The organism is Corynebacterium sp. HMSC065D07 (assembly GCF_001810695.1).
Taxonomy (GTDB): domain Bacteria; phylum Actinomycetota; class Actinomycetes; order Mycobacteriales; family Mycobacteriaceae; genus Corynebacterium; species Corynebacterium hesseae.
In genome coordinates this window covers 61,451-87,675 of record NZ_KV802448.1, presented here as the reverse complement: position 1 = coordinate 87,675, position 26,225 = coordinate 61,451, and the positions used below count along the sequence as shown (strand labels likewise).

General features: G+C 62.1%; 23 protein-coding genes. 12 read left to right on the top strand and 11 right to left on the bottom strand.

Translation table 11 applies throughout. The features are described from left to right. Window positions 1–116: 116 nt before the first annotated feature. The 5 genes from HMPREF2760_RS06090 to HMPREF2760_RS06070 all read left to right on the top strand — a co-directional run bounded on the left by HMPREF2760_RS06090 (window position 117) and on the right by HMPREF2760_RS06070 (window position 6,193). Window positions 117–698 (top strand): TetR family transcriptional regulator, encoded by a 582-nt coding sequence (locus HMPREF2760_RS06090; protein WP_070596858.1) that lies wholly within the window; start codon window positions 117–119, stop codon window positions 696–698. A 20-nt stretch (window positions 699–718) separates the two neighbouring features. Then, the gene (glgX, locus tag HMPREF2760_RS06085) at window positions 719–2,914 is read left to right on the top strand and encodes a glycogen debranching protein GlgX (RefSeq protein WP_070596857.1); all 2,196 of its coding nucleotides are present in this window, start codon (window positions 719–721) and stop codon (window positions 2,912–2,914) included. A gap of 89 nt (window positions 2,915–3,003) precedes the next feature. Beyond that, the gene (locus tag HMPREF2760_RS06080; protein ID WP_070596856.1) at window positions 3,004–4,389 is read left to right on the top strand and encodes a 3'-5' exonuclease; all 1,386 of its coding nucleotides are present in this window, start codon (window positions 3,004–3,006) and stop codon (window positions 4,387–4,389) included. A 141-nt stretch (window positions 4,390–4,530) separates the two neighbouring features. Continuing rightward, complete coding sequence (locus HMPREF2760_RS06075; RefSeq protein WP_070565496.1) at window positions 4,531–5,139, top strand: hypothetical protein; 609 nt, start codon at window positions 4,531–4,533, stop codon at window positions 5,137–5,139. 49 nt (window positions 5,140–5,188) lie between these two features. Continuing rightward, window positions 5,189–6,193 (top strand): GTP pyrophosphokinase, encoded by a 1,005-nt coding sequence (locus HMPREF2760_RS06070; RefSeq protein WP_070533272.1) that lies wholly within the window; start codon window positions 5,189–5,191, stop codon window positions 6,191–6,193. On the opposite strand, the gene HMPREF2760_RS06065 is transcribed toward HMPREF2760_RS06070, so the two are convergent. Genes HMPREF2760_RS06065 through ilvA form a run of 4 tightly spaced genes read right to left on the bottom strand, consistent with a single transcriptional unit; the run spans window position 6,190 to window position 8,775 of the window. Further along, window positions 6,190–6,576, bottom strand: coding sequence for an RNA-binding S4 domain-containing protein (locus tag HMPREF2760_RS06065; protein WP_070596855.1), 387 nt, complete (start codon window positions 6,574–6,576; stop codon window positions 6,190–6,192). The genes HMPREF2760_RS06070 and HMPREF2760_RS06065 overlap by 4 nt on opposite strands. Before the next feature lie 6 nt (window positions 6,577–6,582). Beyond that, the gene (locus HMPREF2760_RS06060; protein WP_070596854.1) at window positions 6,583–6,819 is read right to left on the bottom strand and encodes a hypothetical protein; all 237 of its coding nucleotides are present in this window, start codon (window positions 6,817–6,819) and stop codon (window positions 6,583–6,585) included. A 34-nt stretch (window positions 6,820–6,853) separates the two neighbouring features. After that, a complete protein-coding gene (locus HMPREF2760_RS06055) occupies window positions 6,854–7,492 on the bottom strand; it encodes a YigZ family protein (protein WP_070596853.1) in 639 nt (212 codons plus the stop codon). Next, entirely contained in the window at window positions 7,492–8,775 is a 1,284-nt protein-coding gene (gene ilvA / locus HMPREF2760_RS06050; RefSeq protein ID WP_070596852.1) for a threonine ammonia-lyase IlvA, read from the bottom strand. Before ilvA ends, HMPREF2760_RS06055 begins: the two co-directional genes overlap by 1 nt. 178 nt (window positions 8,776–8,953) lie before the next feature. Here ilvA and HMPREF2760_RS06045 point away from each other — a divergent pair, with 178 nt between their 5' ends. Then, window positions 8,954–10,867 carry a choice-of-anchor I family protein gene (locus HMPREF2760_RS06045; RefSeq protein WP_070596851.1) on the top strand — a complete coding sequence of 638 codons (1,914 nt, stop codon included), beginning with the start codon at window positions 8,954–8,956 and terminating at the stop codon, window positions 10,865–10,867. Between the two features lie 109 nt (window positions 10,868–10,976). Next, window positions 10,977–11,603, top strand: coding sequence for a hypothetical protein (locus tag HMPREF2760_RS06040; RefSeq protein WP_070565486.1), 627 nt, complete (start codon window positions 10,977–10,979; stop codon window positions 11,601–11,603). 87 nt (window positions 11,604–11,690) lie between these two features. Here the strand turns inward: HMPREF2760_RS06040 and HMPREF2760_RS06035 are convergent, their stop codons facing one another. Together HMPREF2760_RS06035 and dnaE are read right to left on the bottom strand one after the other, a co-directional pair. Further along, window positions 11,691–12,887, bottom strand: a complete 1,197-nt coding sequence (locus HMPREF2760_RS06035) for a cobalamin-independent methionine synthase II family protein (protein ID WP_070596850.1) — start codon at window positions 12,885–12,887, stop codon at window positions 11,691–11,693. Between the two features lie 85 nt (window positions 12,888–12,972). Beyond that, entirely contained in the window at window positions 12,973–16,548 is a 3,576-nt protein-coding gene (dnaE, locus tag HMPREF2760_RS06030; protein WP_070596921.1) for a DNA polymerase III subunit alpha, read from the bottom strand. 65 nt (window positions 16,549–16,613) lie between these two features. On the opposite strand from dnaE, the gene rarD reads away from it, so the two are divergent. Further along, the gene (rarD, locus tag HMPREF2760_RS06025; protein WP_070596849.1) at window positions 16,614–17,519 is read left to right on the top strand and encodes an EamA family transporter RarD; all 906 of its coding nucleotides are present in this window, start codon (window positions 16,614–16,616) and stop codon (window positions 17,517–17,519) included. Here rarD and HMPREF2760_RS06015 read toward each other — a convergent pair. The 3 genes from HMPREF2760_RS06015 to lspA are packed head-to-tail and all read right to left on the bottom strand — an operon-like array spanning window position 17,516 to window position 19,838. Beyond that, the gene (locus tag HMPREF2760_RS06015) at window positions 17,516–18,403 is read right to left on the bottom strand and encodes a type II secretion system protein (RefSeq protein WP_246823633.1); all 888 of its coding nucleotides are present in this window, start codon (window positions 18,401–18,403) and stop codon (window positions 17,516–17,518) included. The two genes, rarD and HMPREF2760_RS06015, sit on opposite strands and share 4 nt — an antisense overlap. Then, on the bottom strand, window positions 18,400–19,323 hold the full coding sequence (locus HMPREF2760_RS06010) for an RluA family pseudouridine synthase (RefSeq protein WP_046647986.1): 924 nt from the start codon (window positions 19,321–19,323) through the stop codon (window positions 18,400–18,402). The genes HMPREF2760_RS06015 and HMPREF2760_RS06010 overlap by 4 nt, the downstream gene beginning before the upstream one ends. Further along, entirely contained in the window at window positions 19,323–19,838 is a 516-nt protein-coding gene (gene lspA, locus HMPREF2760_RS06005; RefSeq protein ID WP_070533290.1) for a signal peptidase II, read from the bottom strand. Before lspA ends, HMPREF2760_RS06010 begins: the two co-directional genes overlap by 1 nt. Before the next feature lie 32 nt (window positions 19,839–19,870). On the opposite strand from lspA, the gene HMPREF2760_RS06000 reads away from it, so the two are divergent. Then, window positions 19,871–20,818: a DUF6263 family protein gene (locus tag HMPREF2760_RS06000; protein ID WP_070596848.1), complete on the top strand. Its 948-nt coding sequence runs from the start codon at window positions 19,871–19,873 to the stop codon at window positions 20,816–20,818. Between the two features lie 125 nt (window positions 20,819–20,943). Here the strand turns inward: HMPREF2760_RS06000 and HMPREF2760_RS05995 are convergent, their stop codons facing one another. Then, the gene (locus HMPREF2760_RS05995) at window positions 20,944–21,573 is read right to left on the bottom strand and encodes a WKL family lipoprotein (protein ID WP_070519893.1); all 630 of its coding nucleotides are present in this window, start codon (window positions 21,571–21,573) and stop codon (window positions 20,944–20,946) included. 106 nt (window positions 21,574–21,679) lie between these two features. Here HMPREF2760_RS05995 and HMPREF2760_RS05990 point away from each other — a divergent pair, with 106 nt between their 5' ends. Beyond that, on the top strand, window positions 21,680–22,615 hold the full coding sequence (locus HMPREF2760_RS05990) for an asparaginase (protein WP_070519891.1): 936 nt from the start codon (window positions 21,680–21,682) through the stop codon (window positions 22,613–22,615). On the opposite strand, the gene HMPREF2760_RS05985 is transcribed toward HMPREF2760_RS05990, so the two are convergent. Then, complete coding sequence (locus HMPREF2760_RS05985) at window positions 22,612–24,072, bottom strand: DNA polymerase IV (RefSeq protein WP_070596847.1); 1,461 nt, start codon at window positions 24,070–24,072, stop codon at window positions 22,612–22,614. The two genes, HMPREF2760_RS05990 and HMPREF2760_RS05985, sit on opposite strands and share 4 nt — an antisense overlap. Window positions 24,073–24,223: 151 nt before the next feature. Between HMPREF2760_RS05985 and HMPREF2760_RS05980 the strand changes: the two genes are divergently transcribed. Together HMPREF2760_RS05980 and HMPREF2760_RS05975 are read left to right on the top strand one after the other, a co-directional pair. Further along, window positions 24,224–24,865 (top strand): GntR family transcriptional regulator, encoded by a 642-nt coding sequence (locus HMPREF2760_RS05980; protein ID WP_070533299.1) that lies wholly within the window; start codon window positions 24,224–24,226, stop codon window positions 24,863–24,865. Between the two features lie 107 nt (window positions 24,866–24,972). Then, complete coding sequence (locus tag HMPREF2760_RS05975; protein ID WP_210386345.1) at window positions 24,973–26,220, top strand: MFS transporter; 1,248 nt, start codon at window positions 24,973–24,975, stop codon at window positions 26,218–26,220. Window positions 26,221–26,225 lie beyond the last annotated feature (5 nt).

Here is a 26,225-nt window from a genome sequence, read left to right as displayed (position 1 = left end):
GCCCTTGGGCATCTCCGACAACCCTAACAAGGGCTGTTTGAAGAAATCATATTTTACACCTTGAAGCTTCCTGTGAGCCCCACTAGGGGTTTCTTGCGCCGCGTAGAGTTGGTCGTGTGCATCTATCTCGCGACGCTATCGTTTCCACCGCCCTCGAACTCTTGACCCGCTACGGGCTTGCCGACGTCACCATGCGCCGCGTCGCCACCAACCTCGACGTGGCTCCCGGCGCCTTGTACTGGCATGTAGCTAACAAGCAATCGCTCATCGCCGCCATGACCGCTGAGATCCTCTCCCCCGTCGCGGGTGAAACCACGGCGGAGTTGGTCAGCTCGCTGCACCGGGAGCTGCGCCGCTGGCGCGATGGAGCTGAGGTAGCCATCGCTGGCGCCGCTTTCCCAGAGTCTTCAGCCAGCACTGACTTAGAAGAGCTATTCACAACTACGCTGCAGAAAGAAGCCCCCGATGCGTCACCGGAGGATATCGCCGTCGCCGCTCGTACGCTGATCCACTACACACTCGGGGCTACGTTCATGGAGCAATCCCGCGAGCAGCTCAGTGGGGCGTCGCCCAGCGGGACGTCGCCAAGCACGGCCTCTCCCTCTCCGGGCACCGCGCCCGTGGACGCCACCTCTGTGCGCGCCGCGGAACTCATGGTTGCCGGTTTAAAGTCACTGCGAACCGATCGCCGCGAATAGAATTGACTAAGCTGAGCCTCATGACTGAGACCCGTGCTGATCTAACGCCATCTCGCCAGGTGTGGCCTGGTTCCCCCTCCCCGCTCGGCTCCACCTTCGATGGAGCCGGAACTAATTTTGCTATCTTTTCCGAAATCGCGGAAAAGGTTGAGCTCTGCCTCATCGACCACGATGGCAGCGAAGAGCGCATTGAGTTGACTGAAGTCACTGCACATGTCTGGCACGCCTACCTCCCCAACGTCAGCCCCGGACAGCGCTACGGTTACCGCATCCACGGCCCTTATGAACCGGAGCACGGCCTGCGCTGCGATCCCTCGAAGCTGCTTGTCGATCCTTATGCCCGCGCCTTCGACGGTGATTTTGACGGCGATGCCTCGCTGTACTCCTACGATATCTTCGCTGAAGAGCCTGGCACCGGGCGCAACGAGGATGATTCCTTGGGCCACACGATGCTGTCGGTGGTCATCAACCCCTTCTTCGAGTGGCACGGCGACAACCGGCCGCATACCCCGGATAACGAGACCATCATCTACGAAGCCCACGTCAAGGGCATGACGATGACGCACCCGGATGTGCCAGAGGAGCTGCGCGGCACCTACGCCGGCATGGCGCACCCGGCGATCATCAACTACTTCAAGGACTTGGGTGTGACGGCCGTCGAGCTGCTGCCGGTCCACCAGTTCCTCCAGGATGACCGTCTGCGCCAGCTGGACCTGCGCAACTACTGGGGCTATAACACCTTCGGCTTCTTCGCTCCGCATGCGGACTACGCCTACGCCAAGAAGCCTGGTGAGGCGGTGGCTGAGTTCAAGGCTATGGTTCGCGCTTACCACGAGGCAGGGATTGAGATCATCCTCGATGTGGTCTACAACCACACCGCCGAAGGCAACCACATGGGGCCAACCATTGCCTTCCGCGGTATTGATAACCATGCCTACTACCGCTTGGTCGATGACAATCCCGAGCACTACATGGACTACACCGGCACCGGTAACTCCCTCAATGTCCGCCACCCGCACTCCCTCCAGCTGATTATGGATTCGCTGCGTTATTGGGTGACGGAGATGCGCGTGGATGGCTTCCGTTTCGATCTCGCGTCTACTCTGGCGCGCGAGCTGGATGACGTCGACAAGCTCGCCACCTTCTTCGATCTGGTGCAGCAGGACCCGGTGGTCTCCAAGGTCAAGCTCATCGCCGAGCCCTGGGACGTGGGCCATAACGGCTACCAGGTTGGTAACTTCCCGCCCATTTGGAGCGAATGGAACGGTAAGTACCGCGATACCGTCCGTGATTTCTGGCGCGGGGAACCGTCGAAGATGGGTGAGTTTGCCTCACGCTTGACCGGCTCTTCCGACTTGTATGCCAACAACGGCCGCCGCCCCACCGCATCCATTAACTTCATCACCGCTCACGACGGCTTCACGCTGCGTGATTTGGTGTCCTACAACGAAAAGCACAACGCGGACAACGGGGAGGACAACCGCGACGGTGAATCCCACAACCGCTCGTGGAACCACGGCGTGGAGGGCCCGACTGACGACGAAGAAATTAAGAAGCTCCGCCGCCGCCAGGTCCGCAACTTCCTCACCACTCTTCTGCTCTCCCAGGGCACCCCGATGCTGTGCCACGGCGATGAACTAGGCCGCACCCAGGGCGGCAACAACAACGTGTACTGCCAGGACAACGAGATTTCCTGGATCGATTGGTCGATGTTGGAGCAGGAAAAGAACATCGCCATGCACGGTTTTACTAAGCGCCTGATTAACATCCGCAAGAACCATCCGGTGTTCCGTCGCCAGCGTTTCTTGGCCGGTGGCCCCTTTGGTTCTGAGGTGAAAGACCGCGATATTGCATGGCTCGTGCCCTCCGGCAAGCTGATGACTCCGGAGGACTGGGATTTTGAATTCGGCAAGGCCCTCATGGTCTACCTCAATGGCAACGCCATCACGGAAACGACGGCCCGCGGCGAACGCATCACGGATGATTCCTTCATCATGATTTTCAACGCCCACCACGAGGACATTGAGTTCACCCTGCCGAAGAAGGACTTGGGCGCTAGCTGGCGGCTCATCGTCGATACTTCTGATTCCGGCGGATACCCGGACGAGGAAAAGCTGATCGCTGCCGAAGGAACCATCATGGTGCAGCCGCGCTCCACGCTGATTTTGCGCCAGACCGAGCCCCCGGTCTTCGACGACAACGACGAACCTGCATAATCGGTTGCTTCGGCAAGAAGCAGCTGAAGCTTTGGCTGCTTCTTCACCGCTTGCTCTCCACCACCAACACCATGCTTTGAAAGGAATCCGTGTCCTACACTGCCCACGGTGCCGTCATTGATGTCACCGCCGAAGCCATTGTTTTCCGCCGCTCTTTGCTTGCTTCTTCCCTCGGCGCACCAGCCCACGAGAGTCTCTCCCTCGCTGGAGCCACGAGCGTGGAATGCACGGAGCCGACGGCAACGGGTTTTGGGCAGGTCATCGTTCACGGCACTAGCGGTGCCGAAGGTGGTGCCGGTGACACGGTCATCCGTTTTGCACCCGGCCAGGATGCCGCGGCTTTCGCGCAGGCGGTCGAGGCCGCCCTGCGCGGCGAAGCACCGGCCGCCAGCACTCGTGTTCAGGGATTGAACTTCACCGCCGTCGATGTGGAAACGGCAAATGGCAACTGGGGTTCGGTGTGCCAGATCGGCGCGGTCCGCTTCCGCGATGGCGAAGAGACCGAGTCCCGTACGTGGTTGTGCACTCCCCCGCCGGGCCTAGAGCACTTCGACGACGTCAACATCAGTATCCACGGCATCACGCCAGATGACGTCGCTGATGCTTCGCCCTTTGCGGATGCTGCTGCCGAGCTCTTCGACTTCCTCGGCTCTGACACGATGGTGGCCCACAACGCACAGTTCGATTCCACGGCCTTGCGCAGCGGCCTTATGAAATCTGCGGCGCCGGTTCCGGAGATTCGCTTGGCGTGCTCGCTGGCCCTGGCTCGCGATGCCTCCCGCGCCGGTGTCATCGACGTGGCCAACCATAAGCTTCCGACCGTCGCATCCTGCATCGGGGCCGAGGACTTCCACCACCACGAAGCCACAGCGGATGCCCGGGCAGCCGGCGAAATTGTTAGCGCTCTGGCCCAGCGCTTTGGTCACTCTGGTTCCATCGAGGACTTGTTCACCACCCGGGACTTTGCCCTGGGCACCTTGAGCGAGGAGTCCGTCATCCCAGTTCTGCGCGCCAACACTGCTCCGTTGTCTGCAGCGGACTTAGGCGCCGGCACGGATTTCCGCGACAAGACGCGCATGGCGGGGACGACCTCGGGTGCGAAAAAGAAGAGCTCCGGGTCCGCACAGCGCCGCGGGCCGGCCCCATGGCAGTCCGTATCCACGCCAGACACCATCCCGGATCCGAACCCCGACGCCGATCCAGAAGGCGCATTGTTTGGCCAGAATGTCACCCTCACTGGTGACTTCGAACCTTTTGATAAAGGTCTGTTGTGGTCCAAGATTGCTGAGCGCGGTGGAAAGGTGGGCAAGAACGTCACGAAGAAAACCACCATCCTCGTCGTGGGCCAGTGGGCCACCAAGACGTCGAAGGAAAAGCGCGCCGAAGAGCTACAAGGCAAGGGCCAGAATATTGAGATCTGGCAGACAGACAAGCTCCTCGAGGAGCTTCAACTCGATGAAGCACCTCCGTTTTAACCCGCGATTGGCCTCAAGGCACCCGCGATAAGCCCCATTACAAAGGAATTCTCCTCTTCGCTGGGAACCGGTGGGCGTGGAGCGCAGTCCAATAAGCATAAGGAATCTGCACCTGCCCAACCGTTACGGAGATAAATCCTTATGACCATCGCGCTGTCCACTTCCCTCCACGTCGATCGCCTTCTCCCCTCGCTCTGCCCGAGCGAAGAGCTGACCGGAATTAAGCTGTGTGATGATGGTTTTGGGGACTCACCTGCTAGCCTCCAGCTATCGCGCACGCTATCGATGTCCATAGTGCGCGGCACGGGTACGGAGGCCAAGCGTGTGAGCCAGCGCGCTCTGGATGATATGGGCTTGACCGTACGCCAGGCATGGGATTCCGCAGCGCTGAATCTGCAGCGGCGAGCGTTGACGGAGCAGGGACTGCGATTCTTCACCCGCCCTGCCGAACTCGGCTTCATGGGGTCCGAGGCAGGCCTCGAGGTGCGTGCTCATCGCTGCACGATCTCGTCCTGGTTGGCCCATCCGCAGGCTTTCGTTATCCTAGACAATCATCTTCAGAGGCTCAGCCAGGCTCGAAGCATCACGTACCTCGTGCCTGATGCGCACACTCTTTATGCGTTGTTCAACGTATCCCCGCATCGCGCCACGGAGTTAGCGTGGCGCGCTGCTGAATTGCGTCCGCGCCATCGAGCCCCGCTCAGCATGCAACCGCTAGTATTAGCTAACGGCTTCCCGTTGGAGGTGTAGACGCACCCCCGCACTTTTCCGCCGTGGCCGAAAGGAGTCACGTTTCACGATGGCTGAATCATCCATGTCCCGCTTGAGCAACCAGTATCATTCCTGGGTGCACGCGCATCCCACTGCGGCGCAGGACTTCCGCGATGCCATCGAGGACTTGCTTAACGACGCCGGAATTATCTTCGACCGCGTAGCTACCCGCGTGAAGCAATGGCCGTCCCTGAAGGCCAAGGCAAAGAAGCGTCGCGGCAACGGCGAGCTGATGTACCCCACTCCGTGGGAGGATATCCACGATGTCTTGGGCGTGCGGATTACCGTCTTCCACTCCACAGTTATTCCGGAGGCCCTCGAAGTTCTGGGGGAAACCTTCACAGTGCTTCGCTCGGTGGACAAGGCAGCAGAAACGCGGATTTCCGGCGGCTTTGGCTATGGCTCACACCACCTAGTGCTCAAGGTTTCTGAAGATAGTGCCGCTGCCCTTGAGGAACTTGAAGCCTATGTTGGCTGGACCTTTGAGATTCAAATCCGCACTGTGCTGCAGCACGCCTGGGCGGAATTTGAGCACGATATCCGGTACAAGCAGGGACCAAACCCGCCATCCCCACAGGTGGATCGCCTTTTCACGCTCGCTGCGGGCCTCATTGAGTTGGCGGACCAGCAGTTCGATGAGATCGCAGCGCTCAAGGCCCCCAGCTCCGAGGCGGACGATGACGTGGAAATCACGGCAGAGACCCTCCCCGGCGTCCTCGCCATCATTCTGGGTAACCGCTTTCCGCGTTCACGCTCGGAGCACTATCGCTTCCTAGCGGAGCTTTTAGAAAACAACGGCATCAATCGTCTAAGCCAGCTCAAGCAGCTCCTCGATGAAGACGCCATCGCCCACGTGCATGACGCCATGCGCTACCGCTTCCGCCCGGGCCAGGTCAGGCTTATCGACGATTTGCTGCTCAACAAGTTCGGTGCCCAGCACATCGAGGCCACCGCCCAAGCCGGCGACCGCAAGGATCGCAAGCGTCGCCTGAACGCGCGCCTGAAGGCCTTAAAAAACTTCCGGAATAATTAGCGGAATCCGCCGCGGAACTTGTCGATCTGCCGGCGCTCCTTCTTCGTGGGGCGGCCGGCACCGCGCGGGCGAACCGGAACCGAGGGTAAAAACTCCTTCGGCGGTGGCGGCGGTGCGTGGTCGATGTAGCAGGTCCGCGCGATGGGAGCGCCCACGCGCTTGGACACGGTGGCGAGCACCTCGAGATCATGTTCGTGGTGGTTGCGCCACACGCGCACGCGGTCGCCGGGGACAACCTGCTGTGCGGGCTTGGTGGCGTTGCCGTTGAGCTTGACGTGCCCGGCGCGCACCGCTGCGGCAGCTTCTGACCGGGTCTTGAACATGCGCACGGACCAGACCCAGGCGTCAATGCGGACGGGCCGCCCGTCGGGCTGATTCACCATAGGCGCTTAAAGGTTGTGGTTTTCGTTGACGATCTTCTGGATCTTTATCCAGTTGTAGGCGCCGCCGACCACGGCGACGATGAGGCCAATGGCCATACAGGTCCAGAAACCAGTCAATGCCCAACCCAGGAGGATGCCGCCGGCGACGCCTCCCACGACACACACTGCGCCGTTGCGTGCGTGGGTACGTACGGCTTGTTTGCGTTGCTCAATGGGATTGTTGGGGCGTCGCTGCATAGTCATGGGGCTTATTTTACATAGCCAGAAGCCCGCAACATTAAAGCTCCACCCAGGCTGTTCCGGCTTCCTTCGGCTCTACCCCACCCTGAGTCAGTGCCGCGAGCGTTGCAGCGAGTTTCTCCTCACCGCCGGGCTCAACGGACACGGTGAAAGTCACCGCCTGGCCATAAGCGGTATCCACCATGTCGACGCCGCGGTTGCGCAACTCCGCTTCCAGCCGGCCGGCCTCCGCGTGGGAAACCTCGACGGTATAGAGCTCGCGCAAGGCGCGCGTGACATGCTCAACCTGCTCCATCGTCTCGCTCACGGCGCCGCCATAAGCGTGAACGAGCCCGCCCGCGCCCAGCTTGATGCCGCCAAAGTAGCGCACGACCACTGCACAGATATCAAGCAGCCCCGAGCCTTTCAAAACATCAAGCATCGGTTTACCGGCGGTGCCGGAAGGCTCGCCATCATCGGAGGAGCGCTCCACCGGATTCGAGCCATCGACGTGATAGATATACGCCGAGCAGTGGTGGCGGGCGTCGGGAAAGCGGTCGCGGGCGGCGTCGATAAGCGCGCGTGCTTCCGCCTCGTTCGTGGCGCGGCCGATGAGGGTGATAAACCGCGAGCGTTTGATCTCAATCTCGTGCTCGACGACGTCTCCTGCGACCGGGCGCTGATAGCTCTCCAGCATTATGCGACGAGGAAATCGTACTCAGGGGTGCCCGGCTGAAGCTGCTGGCAATTCAGCTTCGACTTCTCCATGCGCTCCAGCAGGCCATCGATGCCCGCTGCGCTGCCCAGTTCGATGCCTACCAGTGCCGCGCCGGTCTCGCGGTTATTGCGCTTGAGGTACTCGAACAACGTGATGTCATCCTCAGGGCCGAGAACATCCTGCAGGAAGTGGCGCAACTGGCCTGGCTCCTGTGGGAAGTTCACCAAGAAGTAGTGCTTGAGGCCGCGGTGCACTAGGGAACGCTCCATGATTTCGGCGTAGCGCAGCACGTCATTGTTGCCGCCGGAAATAACGCAGACGACTGTCGAACCCGGCTGCAGGTTAAGCGTGCGCAGACCGGTCACGCTCAGCGCGCCGGCGGGCTCGGCGATGATGCCTTCGTTCTGGTACAGCGCCAACTGCTCAGTGCACACGGCGCCTTCGGAGACGACATCCCAGTGCAAGCGTCCTTGATTGGCCTCCAGGATTTTGAAGGGCAGCTCACCGATGCGCTTGACTGCAGCTCCATCGACGAAAGGATCGACGGTGTCGAGCGTTACCGGCTCGCCGGCAGCGAACGCAGCGCTGAGCGACGCCGCCCCGGCCGGCTCAATGCCAACTACCGCGGTGCGGGGGGCCATGTCAGCGAGGTAGGAGGTGATGCCGGAGATCAGGCCGCCGCCGCCCACGGGGACAACCACGGTGTCGAGGGATTTACCAATGGACGAGAGTTGGGACACGATTTCCGCGGCGACGGTTCCCTGGCCGGTAACGGTATCGCGTGCGTCGAAAGGCTCGATAAAGAAGGCACCGCGCTCCGCAGCATCCGCGTGTGCGGCGGCTGCTGCTTCATCGAAATTGGCGCCGGTGACCACGAGTTCCACGACGTCACCGCCATGGACCAGGATGCGGTCGCGCTTTTGCTTCGGGGTCGGCTCCGGCACGAAGATCTTGCCGTGGATCCCCATGGTGCGGCAGGCATAAGCCACGCCTTGGGCGTGATTGCCGGCAGAGGCGGTGACAATCCCCTGCTTCCGCTGCTCTTGGCTTAAGTTCGACATGCCGTACAGAGCGCCGCGAATCTTGTAGGAGCGCACGTCCTGCAGATCTTCGCGCTTTAAGTACACCTCATAGCTGGTTTCTTGGGACAGGCGCGGGCAATACTGCAGCGGAGTCGGGGCAATCTCCGAGCTAATTCGCGATTGTGCCAGTTGGATATCAGAGGCGTGGATTGGCTCGAAGTCTTGCGGGGTGCTTGTCATGGTGGCTCATTTTAGCGCCCCAGCTTTCTCCCGTCGCACATTACCTAGCATTCGACCGATTCACCCAACGTTTACCTAGATATCGATTGTTTGCAACGCTGCGTTCCCCAAAAGCACCATGGACGCAACGTACGGTGGTTCGGAAACTTTTTCGTTCCGCTTCAAGGAGTCTTTCTCAATGTCTCGCTCTTTCTCCCGCCGCGCTCTCGCGGTGTGTGCTGCGACCGCGACTAGCCTTAGCCTTGCCGTTCCGGCATCCTCGGCCGCGATTGTGGACAACGTCATCGAGCACTCCGCCGCAGACGCCAACCTCAAGGTGACGCCGATCGGCACCTATGAGTCCGGCGTGTACGCAGAATCAGCCGCGGAAATCGTGGCCTTCCACCCAGCCTCCAAGCGCATCCTTACGGTTAACGCGCACGCGGGCCAGATCGACGTCCTCGACGCCGCCGACCCGGCCAAGCCCACCTTGATCGGCTCCATTTCTGCCGGTGAAGGCAAAGAGATCAACTCCGTAGCCGTACGCCCTGATGGCCTGGCTGTGGCCGCCGTCCAGCAGGCGGACAAGACCGAGAACGGCGAGGCGCTCTTCTTCAACGCTGCGGCCGAGGACCTGGCCGCCGCCGAGCTGGGGCGCGTGGCGGTGGGGGCTTTGCCGGATAACGTCCACCTCACCGCGGACGGAAGCTACGCTCTCGTGGCCAACGAGGGCGAGCCGTCGAACGAGCTCAACGCCGAGGGCACCGATTACGTCGCCGACCCAGAAGGTTCCGTCTCCGTTATCAAGCTGCCGGCGGGAGTTGCGGCGCCGGCTCAGGCGGATGCCCGCATCGCTGATTTCACGGCTTTCGACGGCAAGCCACTGCCTGAGGGGGTGCGCGTCTTTGGTCCCTCCGGGCACGAGGCGAAGCCCTCCATTGACTTCGAACCGGAGTACATCTCCTCCCAGGCGGGCAAGGCATACGTGACACTGCAGGAGGCCAATGCCATTGGGGTCATCGATATTGAATCCGCCACCGTGGAGAAGATCCTGCCGGCTCACATTGCGGATCACTCGCAGGTGCCGCTCGACTCCTCCAACAAGGATGATTCGGCTGAGCTGCGCACCATCCCGGTCAAGGGGCTGTCCATGCCGGATTCCATCGGCGCTTTCACCGCCGGTGGCCAGACCTACTTTGCTACCGCGAACGAAGGCGATGCCCGCGAGTGGGGTGTCAAGGAAAAGGACGGTGGTTCCGGCGTCTACACCGATGAAGTCGAGCTCAAGGACCTCATCGAGGACGGCAAGGTGTGCGAGGGCGCGCTGGGCGACGTCTCTGCGGAAGACCTCGCCGATAAGAAACAGGCCGGCAACCTGAAGCTGAGTACTGCTTCCGGCTGGAATGAAGAGAAGGGCTGCTTCGATGAACTCTATGCCTACGGCTCCCGGTCTTTTAGCATCTACGATGCCAACGGCACGGTCGTCTTCGACTCCGGTAGCGATTTTGAAAAGATCACCGCTGAGCTGAATGAACCGGGAGTGTTCCACCACAACGCCGACAACGAAGCGGCCGAGTTTGATGACCGATCTGACAACAAGGGCCCTGAACCGGAGGCCCTGACAATCGGCAAGGTTGGGGATCGCACCTATGCTTTCGTTGGCGCCGAGCGCGTCGGCGGCGTTTTCGTCTATGACGTCACCGACCCGGCCAATGCCTCCTTCGTCACCTACGTCAACAACCGCGACTTCTCCACCGATGAGTTCGCCGCTGCCGGTGACTTGGGCCCGGAGGGCTTCGCCTTCGTCGATAAAGCCGACTCCCCCAACGGCGAGCACCTGCTCATCGTGGGCAACGAAGTCTCCGGAACCACCACTGTCTACTCTGTTGAAGATTTGCTTGACGACGAGGACTCTACCGGTGACAAGGACGACGAGGACAAGAATACCCACAGCTCTCACTCATCCACCGCGGGCATCATCGCCGGTTCTGTCATCGGTGTCATCGCTGCGGTGGCTGCCGCAGTCGGCCTGCTGAACGCTCCGGGTGTCCGCGAAACAGTCCTCAGCCTTGCCCCGGCACCGCTGCGCGAGCATCTGGAGAAGTTCCTGTAATCCCTACTTTCCCTCGGGGCGGACTGCTACATTGAAGTGGGCTTAGGACAAGCTAGCCCCTTTTTTCTCGCACCCCCTTCGCACCTTCTTTCAAGGAGAATTCCTGATTATGCGCCTTTCCACCTCCCTTATCGCAGTGTGCGCGACGACGATGGCCCTGGTCACTCCGTTGGCCACAGCCGCAGAATCCGCTGAGAGCAGCCAGTCCTCCGCTTCCTCCCAGAGCCAAAGCTCTAGTGGCGGAAGCTCTCAGGGCCCCAACGGTGGAAGCTCGATGAACGTCGGTCACATCGACACCTCCGATCTCTCCAAGGAATGTGCGGACGCTGTGCACAAGGCGCGTGAGGAGCACGAGCAGGCGGTGGCTGATGGCACCGCAGGTTCTTCCTTCATGGGGCCGCAGGAGCTGGGGCTCGGCATCCTTAACGGTTATGGTTCCTCTGGCATGCCAGCAGAGCCAGACTGCGTCCAAGCGGAAAAGGACGCCGAGTTGGAGAAGGAATGGGACGAGATGCCCGAATGGGTACAGTCCGCCCGCCCCAATGACACAGCCGAAGAGGTCTTTGCGTGGGTCGGCGGCATTATCGCTCTGGTCGCCGTCGCTATTAATGCGCTGACCGTGGTCGCACAATTCGACCCATCCGTTCTCGATGGTCTGCGCGCCTTCCTCAAGAGCCACGGCTTCTACTGGGATAACTCCCAGAAGAAGGAAGGCGAGAAAGCTGCTGCGAAGTAACCGCCTCCCCACCAAAAATTAAACGCGCGAACCTGCTCGGTTCGCGCGTTTATTTAGTTTGCTCGCTGGTTCAAGGCCGCTCGCTGCTTAGAACAGCTCCTCGGTGGCAATCTGCGCACCCTCCACGAGGGATTCCAGCTTGGCCCACGCGATCTGGTGGTGCAGACGGCCGCCGAGACCACAGTCCGTCGATGCAATCACGTTTTCTGGGCCGACCAGTTCAGCGAACTGGATGATACGGTCTGCTACCAAGCGTGGGTGCTCCACAGCATTGGTGGAGTGAGAAACCACACCCGGGTAAATGACGGTGCCCTCCGGCAACTTGTGGTCCTTCCACAAGCGCCACTCGTGGGCGTGACGCGGCGAGGCACCCTCGAAGGAGAATCCGCCGACCTTGGCCTGCAGGATCTCCTCAATGATGTCCTCGAACGGAATATCCGTCACGTGCGGGCCATGCCAGGAACCCCAGCAGATGTGCAGACGAGTCTGCTCACGCGGGATGTCCTTGATGGACTCGTTGAGCACATCGATTCGCTCACGTAGGAAGGCCTGGAAGTCCTCAACCGTCGGCTCCGGGACCACGGAGTCCCAGGCTTCAGCCAGGTCCGGGGCGTCGAACTGCACGGTCAAGCCAGCATCCGTGATGGCCTTGTACTCCACCTTGAGCGCTTCACCGCAGGCACGCACGAGATCGGTCTCATCCTCGTAGTACTTGTTAGGCAAGCGCGCCGCAGCACCCGGGGACAGGGCGGCGACGAAACCTTCGGTGCCCTCTGGCAGGGCGTCGGCAAGCAGCTTCACGTCTGCCTCGACTTGTTCCTGGCCAATGTAGGTAACCGGGCCGGTGAACTCCGGGTTGGCCACCTTCTTGCGGCCGGTAAAGATTCCCGAATCCGGGTCGTTGTAGGCCTCGGCGAAAAGGGCGCGGTCGCGGCGATCCTTCATCGACGAAAGGCGAATCTTGCCCGGCTCGGAACGAATCTTGTCACCGATTTCCCAGCGGTCCTTGTCCGTCATGGTCAGACCACCCAGGCGGGTAAAGGAATAGTTCCACCACGCGCCGTAGTCCACGGCGCCGGAGGTGATGTGGCCGTACTCGCCCTCGTTAATGATGTCGATGCCGAGATCGACTTGGCGCTTAACGACGTCTGCGACCGAGCGTTCCAGAATCACGTGGAACTTCTCATCGGAGATGGTGCCTGCGGAGCGCTCGAGGTTTGCCTCCAGCAGCTCCTTGGTGCGCGGCAGCGAGCCAACGTGGGTGGTGCGAATCTTATTGACCATGGGAAACGGGGTTCCTTTCTTCTAGACTGTGCTGTCTAGCCTAGCTGTCAAGGCCCGTCTACCCATAGCGAAAGCGAAGATAAATTCACCCGAGGATGCCGGCGCCCATCGTCGCCTTGAGATCACCCATGAGATTACTGGAGCGCTCCACACGCAAATGCTCACCAAGGACCATCATGGTGGACTCTTCGCCGTCGACAAGCGTGAGGTACACATCCGACTCGCCCTTGTTGTTGACCAGGACCTGCTTGAGGCGCGCAATGTTGTCCATCGTGCACTGATCCGTGCGCATGGTCAGGCGCAGCGGCAGGCCGGCACCGTTGCCGGGGCCAAGATCGGGGATGCGGATATCAGAGCAGAACAGGGACATGCGCTCATCGCGGATCTTCACCTGCACCTTGGCCAGGATGATGTTATCTTCCGCGATCTGCGCGGCCACCAACGAATACACCTGGTTAAACACGAGGATGTCTACCTGTGCACCATTGTGATCCTCCATGCTGACGATAGCCCAGGGCGAGCCATCACGCTTGGAAAAGCGCCTGTCAACACCCGAGATGATTCCGCCAATCACCAGCTCTTGGCCATTGCCCACCTCACCGTTGAGGATCTTCGTAATCGGGGTATCGGTCTGCGCGTTGAGGGCTTCTTCGAATCCGTCGAGCGGGTGGCCGGAGACATACAGGCCCAGCATTTCCCTCTCCAGTGCCAACTCGTGCTTGCGGTCCCAGTTCTCGTCCGGAATATCGATGGCGAAGGCGGAGACGGACTCGCCTTGTCCTTCCTCCCCGCCAAAGCCGGCGAAGAGATCGAATTGGCCCTTGTCGGCCGCCTTCTTCGTCGTCTGCACCGAATCCACGGCATCTTCGTGGATGAGCATGAGTCCCTTGCGCGGATGCCCCAAAGAATCGAAGGCACCGGCCTTGATGAGGGATTCGGTGACGCGCTTCGAACAGGCCGCCAGCTCAATCTTGTCCAGGTAATCGGAGAAGGACGTATAGGCACCTTTCTCCCGCCTGGTCTTCACGATGGAATCCACCACGTCCCCACCGACGTTGCGGATAGCGCCCATGCCAAAGCGGATATCATCGCCCACGGCCTGGAAAGTCTCCACCGATTCATTGACATCCGGGGAGAGCACGCGGATGCCCAGGTGGCGGCAGTCGGCCAGGTAGATGGCGGACTTATCCTTTTTGTCACCCACCGAGGTCAACAGCGCAGCCATGTACTCCGGCGCATAATAGGCCTTGAGGTAGGCCGTCCAGAAGGACACCAAGCCGTAGCCTGCGGCGTGCGACTTGTTAAACGCGTAGGAGGCGAAGGGCTCGATGGTGCCCCACAAAGCGTCCATCGCTTCCTTGGAGTAGCCGTTGTCCTTCATGCCGCCCCAGAACTTGTCGTACTGCTGCGCCAAGACTTCGGGCTTCTTCTTACCCATGGCCTTGCGGAAGCCGTCTGCCTCGCCGGCGGTGTAGTTCGCCACCTTCTGCGAGATACGCATGATCTGCTCCTGGTACACGATGAGACCGTACGTCTCATCGAGGATTTCCTTGAGCGGCTCCTCCAGTTCAGGGTGGATCGGAGTAATTTCCTTGCGCCCATTCTTGCGGTCCGCGTAATCCCAGTGCGCGTTCACGCCCATCGGGCCCGGGCGATAGAGCGCCAGCGAGGCCACAATATCTTTGAAGCCCGTCGGTTTCATGCGTTTGAGCAGCTCCTGCATGCCGCCGGAGTCCAGCTGGAACACGCCCAGGGTATCGCCGCGCGAGAGCAGGTCATAGACCTTTGAGGCATTCGGGTCATCGGCGTGGAGGTCTTCGAGGTGGACTTCCTCGCCACGGTTTTTCTTGATGTTCTCCAGGCAGTCACCGATCACGGTGAGGTTGCGCAGGCCCAGGAAGTCCATCTTCAGCAGGCCGATGGCCTCGCAGGCCGGGTAATCCCAGCCAGTGATGTAGGCGCCGTCGGCGGGGCGCTTCCACATCGGAATGTGGTCCATGAGGCGCACCGAAGCCATAATCACGGCACACGCATGCACGCCGGCTTGGCGGACCACGCCCTCAAGACCACGGGCGGTCTCGTAGATCTTCTTGACGTCCGGGTCGGTCTCAATCATCTGCCGGACCTCGGCCGCCTCCGAATAGCGCTCGTGCTCTGGGTCCATGATGCCGGCGAGCGGGATGTCCTTGGCCATGATGGCCGGTGGCAGAGCGCCGTTAATGCGGTCGGCCATCTGGAAGCCGGGCTGGCCAAAGTGGACCTTCGCGGAGTCCTTAATAGCCTGCTTCGTCTTCACGGTGCCGAAGGTGATCACCTGCGCCACCTTGTCCTCGCCCCACCTCTCGGCGGCGTAGGTAATCATCTCGCCGCGGCGGCGATCATCGAAGTCGATATCGATATCCGGCGCGGAGGGGCGCTCCGGGTTCAGGAATCGCTCGAAGAGGAGATCGTGCTCGATCGGGTCAATATTGGTAATCGTCAGCGCGTAGGCCACGAGCGCACCGGCCGCCGAACCACGGCCCGGACCAACGCGAATGCCGATGGACCGCGCGTGCTTAATAAGCTCGGCCACGATAAGGAAGTAGGACGGGTAGCCCTTCATATCGATGACGCTGATCTCGTACTCAGCACGGTCGATGTACTCCTGCGGCACATCCCCACCGGGGAAGCGATCCTTCAGTCCCTCCATTACCTCATGGGTCAGCCAGGAGGTTGGGGTGTGGCCTTCGGGGACGTCGGCAATCGGCATGCGGTCGTGGGTATGTTCCTCCCAGATCTTGCCGTAGTCTTGCACGCGCTCCGCAATCCACAGAGTGTTATCGCAGGCTTCCGGGACCATATGGTCCCACAGCTCACGCATCTGCGCGGCGGACTTGATGTAGTAGCCGGTGCCGTCGAACTTGAAACGGTCCGGGTCCATAAACGTCTTGCCGGTCTGCACACAGAGCATCGCCTCGTGCGCGGGGGCTTGGGTTTCCAGCACGTAGTGGCAGTCATTGGTCACCAGCGGCGGCAGGTCCAGCTTCCGGCCGATTTCCAACAGGCCATCGCGCGTGCGCTTCTCGATGTCCAGCCCATGGTCCATGAGCTCCAAGAAGAAGTTGTCCTTGCCATAGATGTCTTGCCACATAGCGGCGGCCTCTAACGCCTCATTGAACTGGCCCAGGCGCAGGCGGGTCTGCACGTCACCCGACGGACAGCCGGTGGTGGCGATGATGCCCTCGGCATGCTCGGCAATCAATTCCGCGTCCATGCGCGGCCACTTGCCCAATTGGCCTTCATAGGAGGCCAGGGAGGACAGCGTGAACAGGTTGCGCAGGCCGGTCTCATTTTCCGCCAGCATGGTCTGGTGCAGGTAGGCACCGGAAGCGGAGACGTCATCGCGCTTCTGGTCCGGGGTTCCCCACAGCACGCGCTTCTTGTTGAAGCGTGACTCGGGCGCAAGATAGGCCTCGATGCCGATGATGGGCTTCACGCCAGCGCTCGTCATCCTTTGGTAGAAGGCATTGGAGCCATACATGTTGCCGTGGTCTGTCATGCCGACGGCAGGCATTCCTTGGCGAACCACCTCATCCGCCAACATATCCACCTTGGCCATGCCATCCAGCATGGAGAACTCGGTGTGGTTGTGCAGGTGGACGAAGGAGGAGTTTTTGGCCATGCGGCTCATCTTAGCGGGGCCGTCAAACTTCGCCCGTAGGTCCTCGCTGAGGTACATTTTCTTAAATGTTCTACACTATTGCTGCCTATCTCATGTGGGGCTTCTTCCCGGCGTTTTTCCCGCTGCTGCGCCCCGCCAGCCCTTTCGAGATCTTGGCCCACCGCATCGTGTGGACCGCGGTTCTTGTCACCGCAATGCTCTTGGTAACCGGCGGCTGGCGCGAGTTACGCGCGTTCAGCTTGCGCACCTGGGGGTGGATGCTCGCCTGCGGCGTGGCCATCACCATCAACTGGGGAACCTACGTCATCGCCATCAACAGCGACCACGTGGCCGATGCCGCACTTGGCTACTTCATCAACCCGCTTGTCTCCGTGGCCCTAGGAATCATCTTCCTCAAGGAAAAGCTGACGAAGGCGCAGGTGGCGTCGGTCAGCATCGCCTTCATCGCCGTGTTGTGGCTGACCTTCATGACCGGTCAGGCCCCCTACTACTCACTGGCCCTAGCCTTCAGCTTCGGTATCTACGGCCTGCTTAAAAAGCGCATCACGGTCTCCTCCATGGGGTCGGTGGCCGCGGAAACGATTGTCATGCTCCCCTTCGCGCTCATCTATCTGGGCTACCTCCAGGCACAGGGCGAATCCACCTTTGCTACCGAAGGCCCCGGGCATGTCGCACTGCTGATTACCTCCGGCCTCGTCACCGCCCTACCGCTGCTGTGTTTCGCGCAGGGTGCTAAGCACCTGCGCCTGTCTACCCTCGGCATGCTGCAGTACATGACCCCCATCATGCAGATGCTGTGGGCGCTGTTCGTGACCCAGGAGCACATGTCCACCGAACGCTGGATTGGCTTTGCCATCATCTGGGTTGCGGTGATCATCTACCTTGCAGACTTGGTGCGCATGGGCCGCGCTTCTCGACGCCGCGCCCGCCTCCACCCCGCCGACGCATCACGCGCCACCGCAGAGGACTAGCGGCGCTTCAGCTCCTCGCGCGCTTGCTTAGCCTGGGCGCGCCGGGCGGATTCCTCGCGTGCGTTCAGCGCCCACCGCGGCATGAGGATGGCCATGGCGATGCAGTAGATGGCCACCACGACGAGAATGCCGAAGGTGAGCTTGTCCGCACCCCAGATCCCTTGCGCGATGGCAGCTCCGGAGGCGATGAAAGCGCCCGCCCACATCAAGAGGTAGGCAAAGCGGTAGTTCGGCGGCCACGTAGAGGTGTTCGGAAACAAGCGCATGTCTTCTCCTTGACTGTTGCAGCGGTTCTCGTTCTGTCCGACGTTAGCGGGCGGGCGCACGCCGAAGGATCCCCAGGCGGCATCGTCGGGGGCAACCTCCACGGTATCGACCCGCGGGTCGGAGGCGAGTGCGCGCAACTGACTCCCTTCGGAATAGACCACGACGGCGTCGACCTCCGTCGGCGCCTCCTCCCCCATGCCACCGGCTTGCTCATCCACGCGCGCCAACACCGCCTCGATGACGTCGGCGCGCTCGGCTCCTGAGACGGGTTCGGGAACAGCGATAGGAGCGGCCAGCCCAATCACGATGGCATCCATCCGCTGGATTGGTTGCAGAGCCTCAGAGACGTCGTGCGGACTCAGCGGCTTAGTAAAACCCACCAGCGCATAGGCTGGCTTATCCGCCTGCGCTAGCGAGGCCTCCGCGCGCTCGCGGTACTCGGAGGCAGTCTCGGTTCCATCCGGGCCCAGCTGGTCTCCCTGCAACGCCGAGCGAGGCTGCGTGCCAAGGAGTCCGAACAGGACAATCACCACCAGCGCCAGCACGGCCAGCAGCACCAACGCCGCGGCACGGCGGCGCCGGTAGATGCGCTGGCGCGTGCTCCGCTGCGGGCTCATCCGCGCAATACCTCCACGGCGTGCTTCAGATCGTCCGGGTAGGGTGCGGTGCATTCAAACCACTTGCCAGTTCCGGGGTGGGTAAAACCGAGCTCGACCGCGTGCAACCACTGGCGGTTAAGCCCCACGCGCTTCGCCAGGTTCGGATCACAGCCATACATCGGGTCGCCCACGCAGGGATGCCCCGTGGCGGACATGTGCACGCGGATCTGGTGGGTGCGGCCGGTCTCCAGGTGGACTTCAAGGAGGCTGGCCTCGCGGAAGGCCTCGAGCAGCGTGTAGTGCGTCACCGCCGGCTTGCCGTCATCAATGACCCCAAACTTCCAGCCCGCGGAAGGATGACGCCCGATAGGCGCATCAATGGTGCCGACGATGGGATCGGGCAGGCCCTGGACCACGGCGTGATAGGTCTTTTTCACGGTGCGCTCGCGGAAGGCGTTCTTGAGCTGCGAGTAGGCCCGCTCACTAGCTGCGACCACCATGACGCCTGAGGTTCCCACGTCGAGGCGGTGGACGATGCCCTTGCGTTCGGTAGGGCCGGCGTCGGCAAGCGCATAGCCCGCCGCCCGCAGCCCGCCGATGACGGTGGGCCCATCCCAGCCCAAAGTCGGGTGCGCGGCCACCCCCACGGGCTTGAACACGCAGATGACATCCTCGTCCGCGTAGAGGACATCCATGCCCTCCACCAGCTCCTCCTTGGGGATGAGCGGCTCCTCGGGCGCTGGCATCATGACGTCGATCCAGCCACCGGCGCTTAAGCGCTCGGACTTGCCCACGGCCGCACCGTCGATTTCCACGTCACCCGCCGTGCACAGCTGGGCCACGCGGGCGCGGGAAATGCCCAGGAGCTTGGCCAAGGCGGCATCCACGCGCATGCCATCGAGCCCTTCGGGCACCGGCAACCTACGGCTTTCGCGCATTACTCTCCCCCCGTTTCCTTTTCTTCAGCTTTCTCGTGCATCTCCGCCCAGAACATCGCAATGATGAAGACCACGACTCCACAGGTAATGGCCGCATCCGCGATATTGAAAACAGCGAAGCTGCCCACGGAGATGTAATCCACCACGTGGCCGAACCAAAACCCTGGCTCGCGCACGAGGCGGTCGATGAGGTTGCCCAGAGCGCCGCCGGCGATCATCGCCAGCCCGATGGCCTGCCACTTGTCATGAATGCGCGGGGCGGCGATTGCTACACCAACAACGAAGGCGAGTTGGATAGTGGTAAACAGCCACGTCGAGCCTTCCCCTCCCATGGAGAAGGCCGCGCCGGGGTTAAAAAGAAGGTAGAAGCGGAACCAGTCACCGATTACCGGTAGGGCTTCGCCTTCCGTGAGGATGGACAGCATCAGTGCCTTCACGGCTTGGTCGACGGCGGCCACACCGAGCACCACCGCAACCATCACTCCGATATAACTCCTTGCTTTCACTCGTTCCATTCTAAACAGGCTCATCCGGTAATTTGGAATGCGTGTTTCGTGTGAGAGCTCTAGCAGTCCTGTCCGCCACCGTCTTGGGAGTCAGCGGCGCGCTCGCCGGCTGTTCCTATTCCCAGCCGGCCAAGCCAGTAGAGGAGCCAGTGGGCTTAGCCCTCGATGCCCCGCGCGTCACCCTCCTAGAACCCGGTGACGACGCAAGCCGCGTTGTGGCTTATAAGGATCTCGATGCCACTCAGGAGCTGACCTATGAGGTCGCCACGGGTTTTGACCAGCAATTGCGCAAGGACGGCAGCTCGGCTCCTGCACCAGCGTCCAAGGACAAGGTCACCCTTCCGCTACAGGCCTCGGTGGAGGCTGCCACCGAGAATGTTGAGGGCCAGTTGCCGGCCAGCCGCAACGCCTTCGTTACCGTGGGCAAGCCTGCGGCCGAAGGCGCGGACGTCTCCTCCGCCGAGGGTTTCCAGTTTGGGTGGCGCGGCACGGATAGCGGGCAAATGAACTCGCTGCGCCTTGCCGCCCCGCAGGCCGCAACCGACGAGGCCCGCAGCACTGTGGAGCGCGCCATCACCAGCCTGACCTCGCTGCCCATCGTCTTCCCGGATGAGGAAATTGGCTCCGGCGCTCAGTGGGTCGTGGAATCGCGCGTTACCGGCGAGTCCACGCTGCTGCAAACCACGACCTATACCTTGGACAAGCTCGACGGGGATATCGCCACGCTCAACGTCGAGGTTGAGCAGCGGCCGTCCCTGGGCGCGCTCTCCTTCGACGGCGCTGACGCCCCCGAGGAGCTGCGGGGCAAAGAGCTCAAGGTCATGGACACCACGTCGACGTCGAAGGGCACGGTCACCGTTGATCTGACCAAACCGCTTCCCACCGCCGGCGATGTCTCCGTGACTACTGCCATTTCTTATGGTGCGGACAGCTCCGATCTTCGCGTGGTGCAAACCAGCGCCACCGATATGACGTTCACCACCGACTAGTCCGCTGCGCGCCGAGCCTGCCCCGCATCAGGCAACCGCGCGCCGACCTTCGGACAGCGCAGCGCCCGCCACCCACTGGCTCTCAATCCAGTGTGGTGGCGGGCGCTGAAGCTTGAATCCCAGTCTTACTGAGCCGGGGCGTCGGCCGGGGCCTCTGCGCCTTCTGCCGGAGCGTCGGCAGGAGCTTCGGCACCTTCTGCCGGGGCGTCGGCAGGCGCCTCTGCGCCTTCCGGTACGGAATCAGCACACATCTCCGGCACCTCTTCCGGCGGGACGATGTTGGTGACCAGGACACAGGCCCACGTCTTGGACAGCTTCCACGTGCCGCCCTCGTTGATGAACTCCACCTGGTCGGCGGTCTGCTGCTGGCCGTCCGGGGTGTTGATGTGGACGGTCGCCAGCGCGGAATCCGGCACGAGGCCCGGGATGACCGGGGCCACGACCTCGAAGGTGGCGCCGGACTCGGCCTGGGACTGCGACATGACGTCGAAAAGCTCCGGCGCCGTCTCACTACCCTGGACCAGCTGGACCTTCTCTTCCTGTGGAAGGTTCGGGTCGGCGGCCTTGGTCAGGATCTCATTGAGCTGCTCCACGGTCGGCATCTCGGTGGAGGCCACCTGCGATGCGGAGGTTTCGCCCGAAGGCTTAGCGGCGGTGCTGTTCTCGGTGTCTGCATCCTCGGAAGACGAGCAGGCAGCCAGGGCAGTCGCGGCGCCCAGGGCCACAACGGCGGCGCTCAGCTTGAAGGATTTCACAAATACTCCTCACGTAGGGGATCGTGGTTTATCCCTTTTACTTTAGCGTCCACGACCGCCGCCCTGGGGTTCCCGCGCAGGTGCGTGCCTGTAGTAGCCTGCTGTCATGACTTTCGCCCTCATCGCCACCGGTGGCACCATCGCCTGCACGACGGTCCGTGACGGATCCCTGGTCCCCACCGTCAGTGGGCAACAGCTAGCCCAATTCCTCGACGCTGAAGTCGGAACACACGACATTGAGGTGGTGGAATTCCGCGCGCTGGATTCCAGCTCGATTACTTTGGCAGACCTCGATGAGCTACTGCTGTGTGTGCGCCAGCACCTTGCGCGCCCAGAGATTGATGGCGTCCTCATCACGCACGGCACCGATTCCATGGAGGAAACCGCGCTGGCGTTATCCCTCTTCGACCTCGGCGAGGGGCCCATCGTGCTCACTGGTGCGCAGCGCGCCTTCGACCACCCGGCTGGTGATGGCCCGCGCAATCTGCGCGATTCCTATGAGCTCCTGTGTTCCGGAAAGGCCGGCGTGTGGGTGCAATTCGGCGGCAAGACCATTCCCGGACGCGGCGCGCGCAAGTGGCATACTTCGCAGCTCAACGGCTTTGAGGAGCTACCGGTGGGTGACTCCGCTCTGGCGCCGTTGCCGCTCTCCCCCATGGCGCAACACCCCGTTGAAATCATCGCCGCCTACCCGGGTGCCGGCGCCGCGCTTGTCGACGCCTCCCTCAACCACGCCCATGGCCTCGTCATCGAAGCCATGGGCTCGGGGAACATGGGTGAAGAGATGGGCGCCGGGGTTGCCCGCGCGCTGCAAGCGGGTGTGCCCGTGGTGATTAGCACCCGCACGCCCTACGGAGCTACCAAGCTGGCCTATGGCGGCGCAGGTGGCGGTGCCACCTTGGGCGAGATGGGCGCGGTGGCCTCCGGCGGATTCCGAGCCGGCCAAGCCCGCATTATGCTCGCCGCGGCACTCGCTACCGACACACCGGTGGCAGAGATGTTTAGCACTGCCCCCTCCGCCACTGCTTATACCGCGGGCTAGCTATCCTCGCGTGGCGGTTCCTCCCCAGCGGTGTCAGTCACAGGGTCATCGGCCTCGGTGGCGTCGCCTGGCAGCGCCCCCTCCCACGCCAGTGAGTCCAATGGATCGGCCGGGTGGAGATCTTCATCCTCAGCCGCGAAAGAGCGCACAAACCCCGGGCCCGTAGCGCGAGTTTCAAAGCGCACGCTGACCACCCCGTGGCCGGCGCCTTGAATCCAACCGTGGCCAAACTCAGGGTGAAAAACGTCCTGGGTGGCGCGCCACCTAGGACGAAGCGATTCTTCGGAGGCCGCCGTGGGGGGAACGTCCGTCGGGGCGGACGATGTTCCTGGAAGGTAATCGCTGACGCCGGTCTCATAGTCCGTGTCGGGTTGTTTGCGCACGACCTCCCGGTCGAGCTCAGGAAACAGCACGTCCTGGCGGGCTTCTTCCAAGCCCGAGTAGCTCACCCCCACCAGCCTGATGGGCCCGAGCTCCTCCGGGTAGCGCGCCAGGCTTAGCGCCTTGGCCTCGAGAACCTTCAGATCGTCGGTCGCGTACGGCAAGGTGGCCGAGCGGGATTCGATGTGGAAATCCGCCATCCGCAGCTTCACCGTCACCGTGCGCGCACCGCGGCCGTCCTTGAGCAGGCGGGAATGCGCGCCCTGCGCCGCGCGGATTAGTGCCGCATCCACCTCCGCCGCCGTGCGCAGGTCCGTGGGGTAGGTGAACTCAGTGGAGATTTGTTTGGCAATCGCGCGCGGGGCAACCGGGCGCTCATCAATCCCTTGGGCGAGCTCCCACAGCTGCACGCCCACCACGTTCCCCAGTGAGATCTCGACTTCCTTGCGGCTCATCGCCGCCAGCTGGCCGATAGTCTCCACGCCGATAGCTGCGAGCTTCTGCTGGGTGACTGGGCCCGCTCCCCAAAGCTTGCCCACCGGCAGCGGGTGGATGAGCTCATCGAAGCGCTCCTGGGGCACGATAAAAGTCCCGTCCGGTTTGGCCTCCCCTGACGCAATCTTCGCGCTTTGCTTTCCTGCACCGGCGCCAATGGAGCTGGGAAGGCCCGTCTCGGCTCGAATCACTCGGCGCAGATTCTCCGACCACTCACGGACTTCGGTGGGCGTGGCTCCGGCGAGTGCGGCCGGTTCCATGAAGGCCTCGTCGATGGAGAGCTGTTCGATGACCCCCGCATGCTGCGCAATAATTCCAAATACCCGGCGCGAGGCCGCCACATACACCGCCCGGCGCGGCTGCACCACCACGGCTTTATAGCCCACGAGCTGCTGCGCGCGGAACATGGGCATTGCGGAATGAGCTCCATATGCGCGGGCTTCATAAGAGGCACCGGCGACGACGCCGCGTCCGCTCGTTCCACCCACCAACACAGGCCGGCCGCGCAAGGTAGGGCGGGTGAGCTGCTCCACCGACGCAAAGAACGCGTCCATGTCGATGTGAAGAACCCAGCGTTGCATGCCTTCAAGTCTAAAACACACATTCGCATCAGCAAGGCACCCCAACCGTGCCGTGAGAGAACTAGCTCTCACTTGCCCACCGCGTGATCAATGTCTCACGAATTGGCGTTTGCGCTAGACCGAGAGCACCGCATGCATGCATCATGTATACATGCAAAAAGACAAGGTACCCGCCGCGGAACGGGCCTACGATCACCTCAAGCGCCGCATCATCGATGACGACATCGATGACTCGGAGATGCTCTCCGAAGCCGCCCTTGCCGCCGAGCTGGGAATGAGTAGAACCCCGGTGCGCGAGGCTTTCCTCCGTTTGGAGGTGGAGGGCTTCTTGAAGCTCTACCCCAAGCGCGGTGCGCTGGTCGTACCGATTAGCCCCCGCGAAATCCGTGAGGTCTACGAGGCGCGCCTCCTCGTGGATGAGAACTCTGCCCGCCATATTTGCGGACTGTCCGCAGAGGAGCGCAGTCTCATCGCCGATGTCCTCGTCGCCACCATCGATGAGCAAAAGGCCGCCCTAGACGCTGGCGATCTGGGCACCTATACCCAACTGGATGCGAAGTTCCACCAAACCATCATGGACAACGGCGGCAACCGCCTCCTCGCCCACCTCGGCCACACCTTGCGCGAGCGCCAACACCGCTTTACCGCAACTGCCATCGGCCGCAGCGTCGAGAAGGCACGCGGCTTCGTGGCCCAGCACGCCTTGCTTGCCGACGCCCTCCGCACCGGCGACATCGACACCTACCTGACCGAACTCCATTCCCACCTCAACTCCTCAAGGAAGCAACTGTGACTGTCTCCGCGCATTCGAATCCTGCTGTCGAGGCGCCCGCTCCCCAACCCGACGCCCCCACAGACGCCGACACCACCGAAAGCACTGAAAGCGCTGCCTCTCCAGGCTTGCCTAGCCGCTCCGCCGAAGCGCCGCTGCCTAAGCACGCGTGGTTCCCCGTCGCCGGTTCGATGATCGCCGTGGCGTGGGGAGGAAACGAGTTCACCCCGCTGCTGGTGATGTACCGCGAGACCTCGAATTTCTCGCAGGTTACGGTCAATGGTCTCCTCGCCGCCTACGTGGTTGGCATCATCCCCGCGCTCCTTATCGGCGGCCCACTGTCCGATCTGCTCGGCCGCCGCCCCTTGTTGCTCCCCGCGGCACCACTGTCCTTGGTGGGATCTTTCTTGCTCTCCATCGCCCCCAACGAACCACTCATCATCGCGTTGGGACGCGTCTTGTGCGGTATGGCATTAGGCCTAGTCATGGCGGTGGGTTCAACGTGGATTACGGAGCTCATCACGAGCGCCGGCGGCGACCCAGCGTCCGGCGCTCGTAAGGCTTCGTTGTGTTTGACCGCCGGCTTCCTCGTCGGCGCGGGTATCGCTTCGGTGCTGGCCCAGTGGGGGCCATGGCCGACTCACACGGCCTATATCCTCCACATGCTGCTCACGCTGTTGACTGCCGTGTGGATCCTGCATACGCCTGAGACCCGCCAGCCCAGCCGAGGCGATGTCAAGACCACCATCCTAGAGCTCAGGGTGCGTGACATGCTAGAGATGCTCCACATCCCCGCCGCTGCGCACAAGCGTTTCCTGCGTGTCGTCGTGCCCGTGGCCCCCTGGGTCTTTGGCTGCGCGGGAGCGGCCTATGCGCTCCTTCCACAGCTGCTATCCGAATCCGCTGGGAACGCCCCCATCGCTTTCTCCGGTCTGATGACCGTCATCACCCTGGGCTGCGGCGTGGCCGTCCAGATGCTGGGCCGCCTGGTTGATACCCACAAGTCCGCGCGAGCCTCGGCCCTGTCGATGTTCGTCATCACCGTCGGCGCAATCCTCGGAGCGTTTGCCGCTCACTCACTGTCCCTGCCGCTCGGCATCGCGGCCGCCGCCACGATGGGCGCGGGATACGGTTTGGCGCTGGTGGCTGGATTATCCGAGGTCCAGCGCATCGCGGGCGAGCGAGAGCTCGCCGGCTTGACCGCCGTGTACTACTCCATTTCTTACACTGGCTTCTTCATCCCGATGGCCTTTAGCGCGCTTGCGCCCTACATCGGCTTCACGGCGTTGTTCAGCGTCGGCAGCTTCTTGGCGCTGGTGTGCCTCATCAACGTCATCCTTGCGTGGCGCGCACACCTGCCCGGCACCCGCCGCTAGCGCAC

Excerpts from the sequence above, each read along its gene's own strand:
- HMPREF2760_RS06040 (WP_070565486.1), top strand. The coding sequence starts at position 10,977 with ATGCGCCTTTCCACCTCCCTTATCGCAGTGTGCGCGACGACGATGGCC.
- HMPREF2760_RS06015 (WP_246823633.1), bottom strand. The coding sequence starts at position 18,403 with ATGAGCCCGCAGCGGAGCACGCGCCAGCGCATCTACCGGCGCCGCCGT.
- HMPREF2760_RS06010 (WP_046647986.1), bottom strand. The coding sequence starts at position 19,323 with ATGCGCGAAAGCCGTAGGTTGCCGGTGCCCGAAGGGCTCGATGGCATG.
- HMPREF2760_RS06060 (WP_070596854.1), bottom strand. The coding sequence starts at position 6,819 with ATGACTATGCAGCGACGCCCCAACAATCCCATTGAGCAACGCAAACAA.
- HMPREF2760_RS05985 (WP_070596847.1), bottom strand. The coding sequence starts at position 24,072 with ATGCAACGCTGGGTTCTTCACATCGACATGGACGCGTTCTTTGCGTCG.
- HMPREF2760_RS06075 (WP_070565496.1), top strand. The coding sequence starts at position 4,531 with ATGACCATCGCGCTGTCCACTTCCCTCCACGTCGATCGCCTTCTCCCC.
- dnaE (WP_070596921.1), bottom strand. The coding sequence starts at position 16,548 with ATGGCCAAAAACTCCTCCTTCGTCCACCTGCACAACCACACCGAGTTC.
- HMPREF2760_RS05980 (WP_070533299.1), top strand. The coding sequence starts at position 24,224 with ATGCAAAAAGACAAGGTACCCGCCGCGGAACGGGCCTACGATCACCTC.
- ilvA (WP_070596852.1), bottom strand. The coding sequence starts at position 8,775 with ATGACAAGCACCCCGCAAGACTTCGAGCCAATCCACGCCTCTGATATC.
- HMPREF2760_RS06045 (WP_070596851.1), top strand. The coding sequence starts at position 8,954 with ATGTCTCGCTCTTTCTCCCGCCGCGCTCTCGCGGTGTGTGCTGCGACC.
- glgX (WP_070596857.1), top strand. The coding sequence starts at position 719 with ATGACTGAGACCCGTGCTGATCTAACGCCATCTCGCCAGGTGTGGCCT.
- HMPREF2760_RS06055 (WP_070596853.1), bottom strand. The coding sequence starts at position 7,492 with ATGCTGGAGAGCTATCAGCGCCCGGTCGCAGGAGACGTCGTCGAGCAC.
- rarD (WP_070596849.1), top strand. The coding sequence starts at position 16,614 with ATGTTCTACACTATTGCTGCCTATCTCATGTGGGGCTTCTTCCCGGCG.
- HMPREF2760_RS06035 (WP_070596850.1), bottom strand. The coding sequence starts at position 12,887 with ATGGTCAATAAGATTCGCACCACCCACGTTGGCTCGCTGCCGCGCACC.
- HMPREF2760_RS06065 (WP_070596855.1), bottom strand. The coding sequence starts at position 6,576 with ATGGTGAATCAGCCCGACGGGCGGCCCGTCCGCATTGACGCCTGGGTC.
- lspA (WP_070533290.1), bottom strand. The coding sequence starts at position 19,838 with ATGGAACGAGTGAAAGCAAGGAGTTATATCGGAGTGATGGTTGCGGTG.
- HMPREF2760_RS06070 (WP_070533272.1), top strand. The coding sequence starts at position 5,189 with ATGGCTGAATCATCCATGTCCCGCTTGAGCAACCAGTATCATTCCTGG.
- HMPREF2760_RS05990 (WP_070519891.1), top strand. The coding sequence starts at position 21,680 with ATGACTTTCGCCCTCATCGCCACCGGTGGCACCATCGCCTGCACGACG.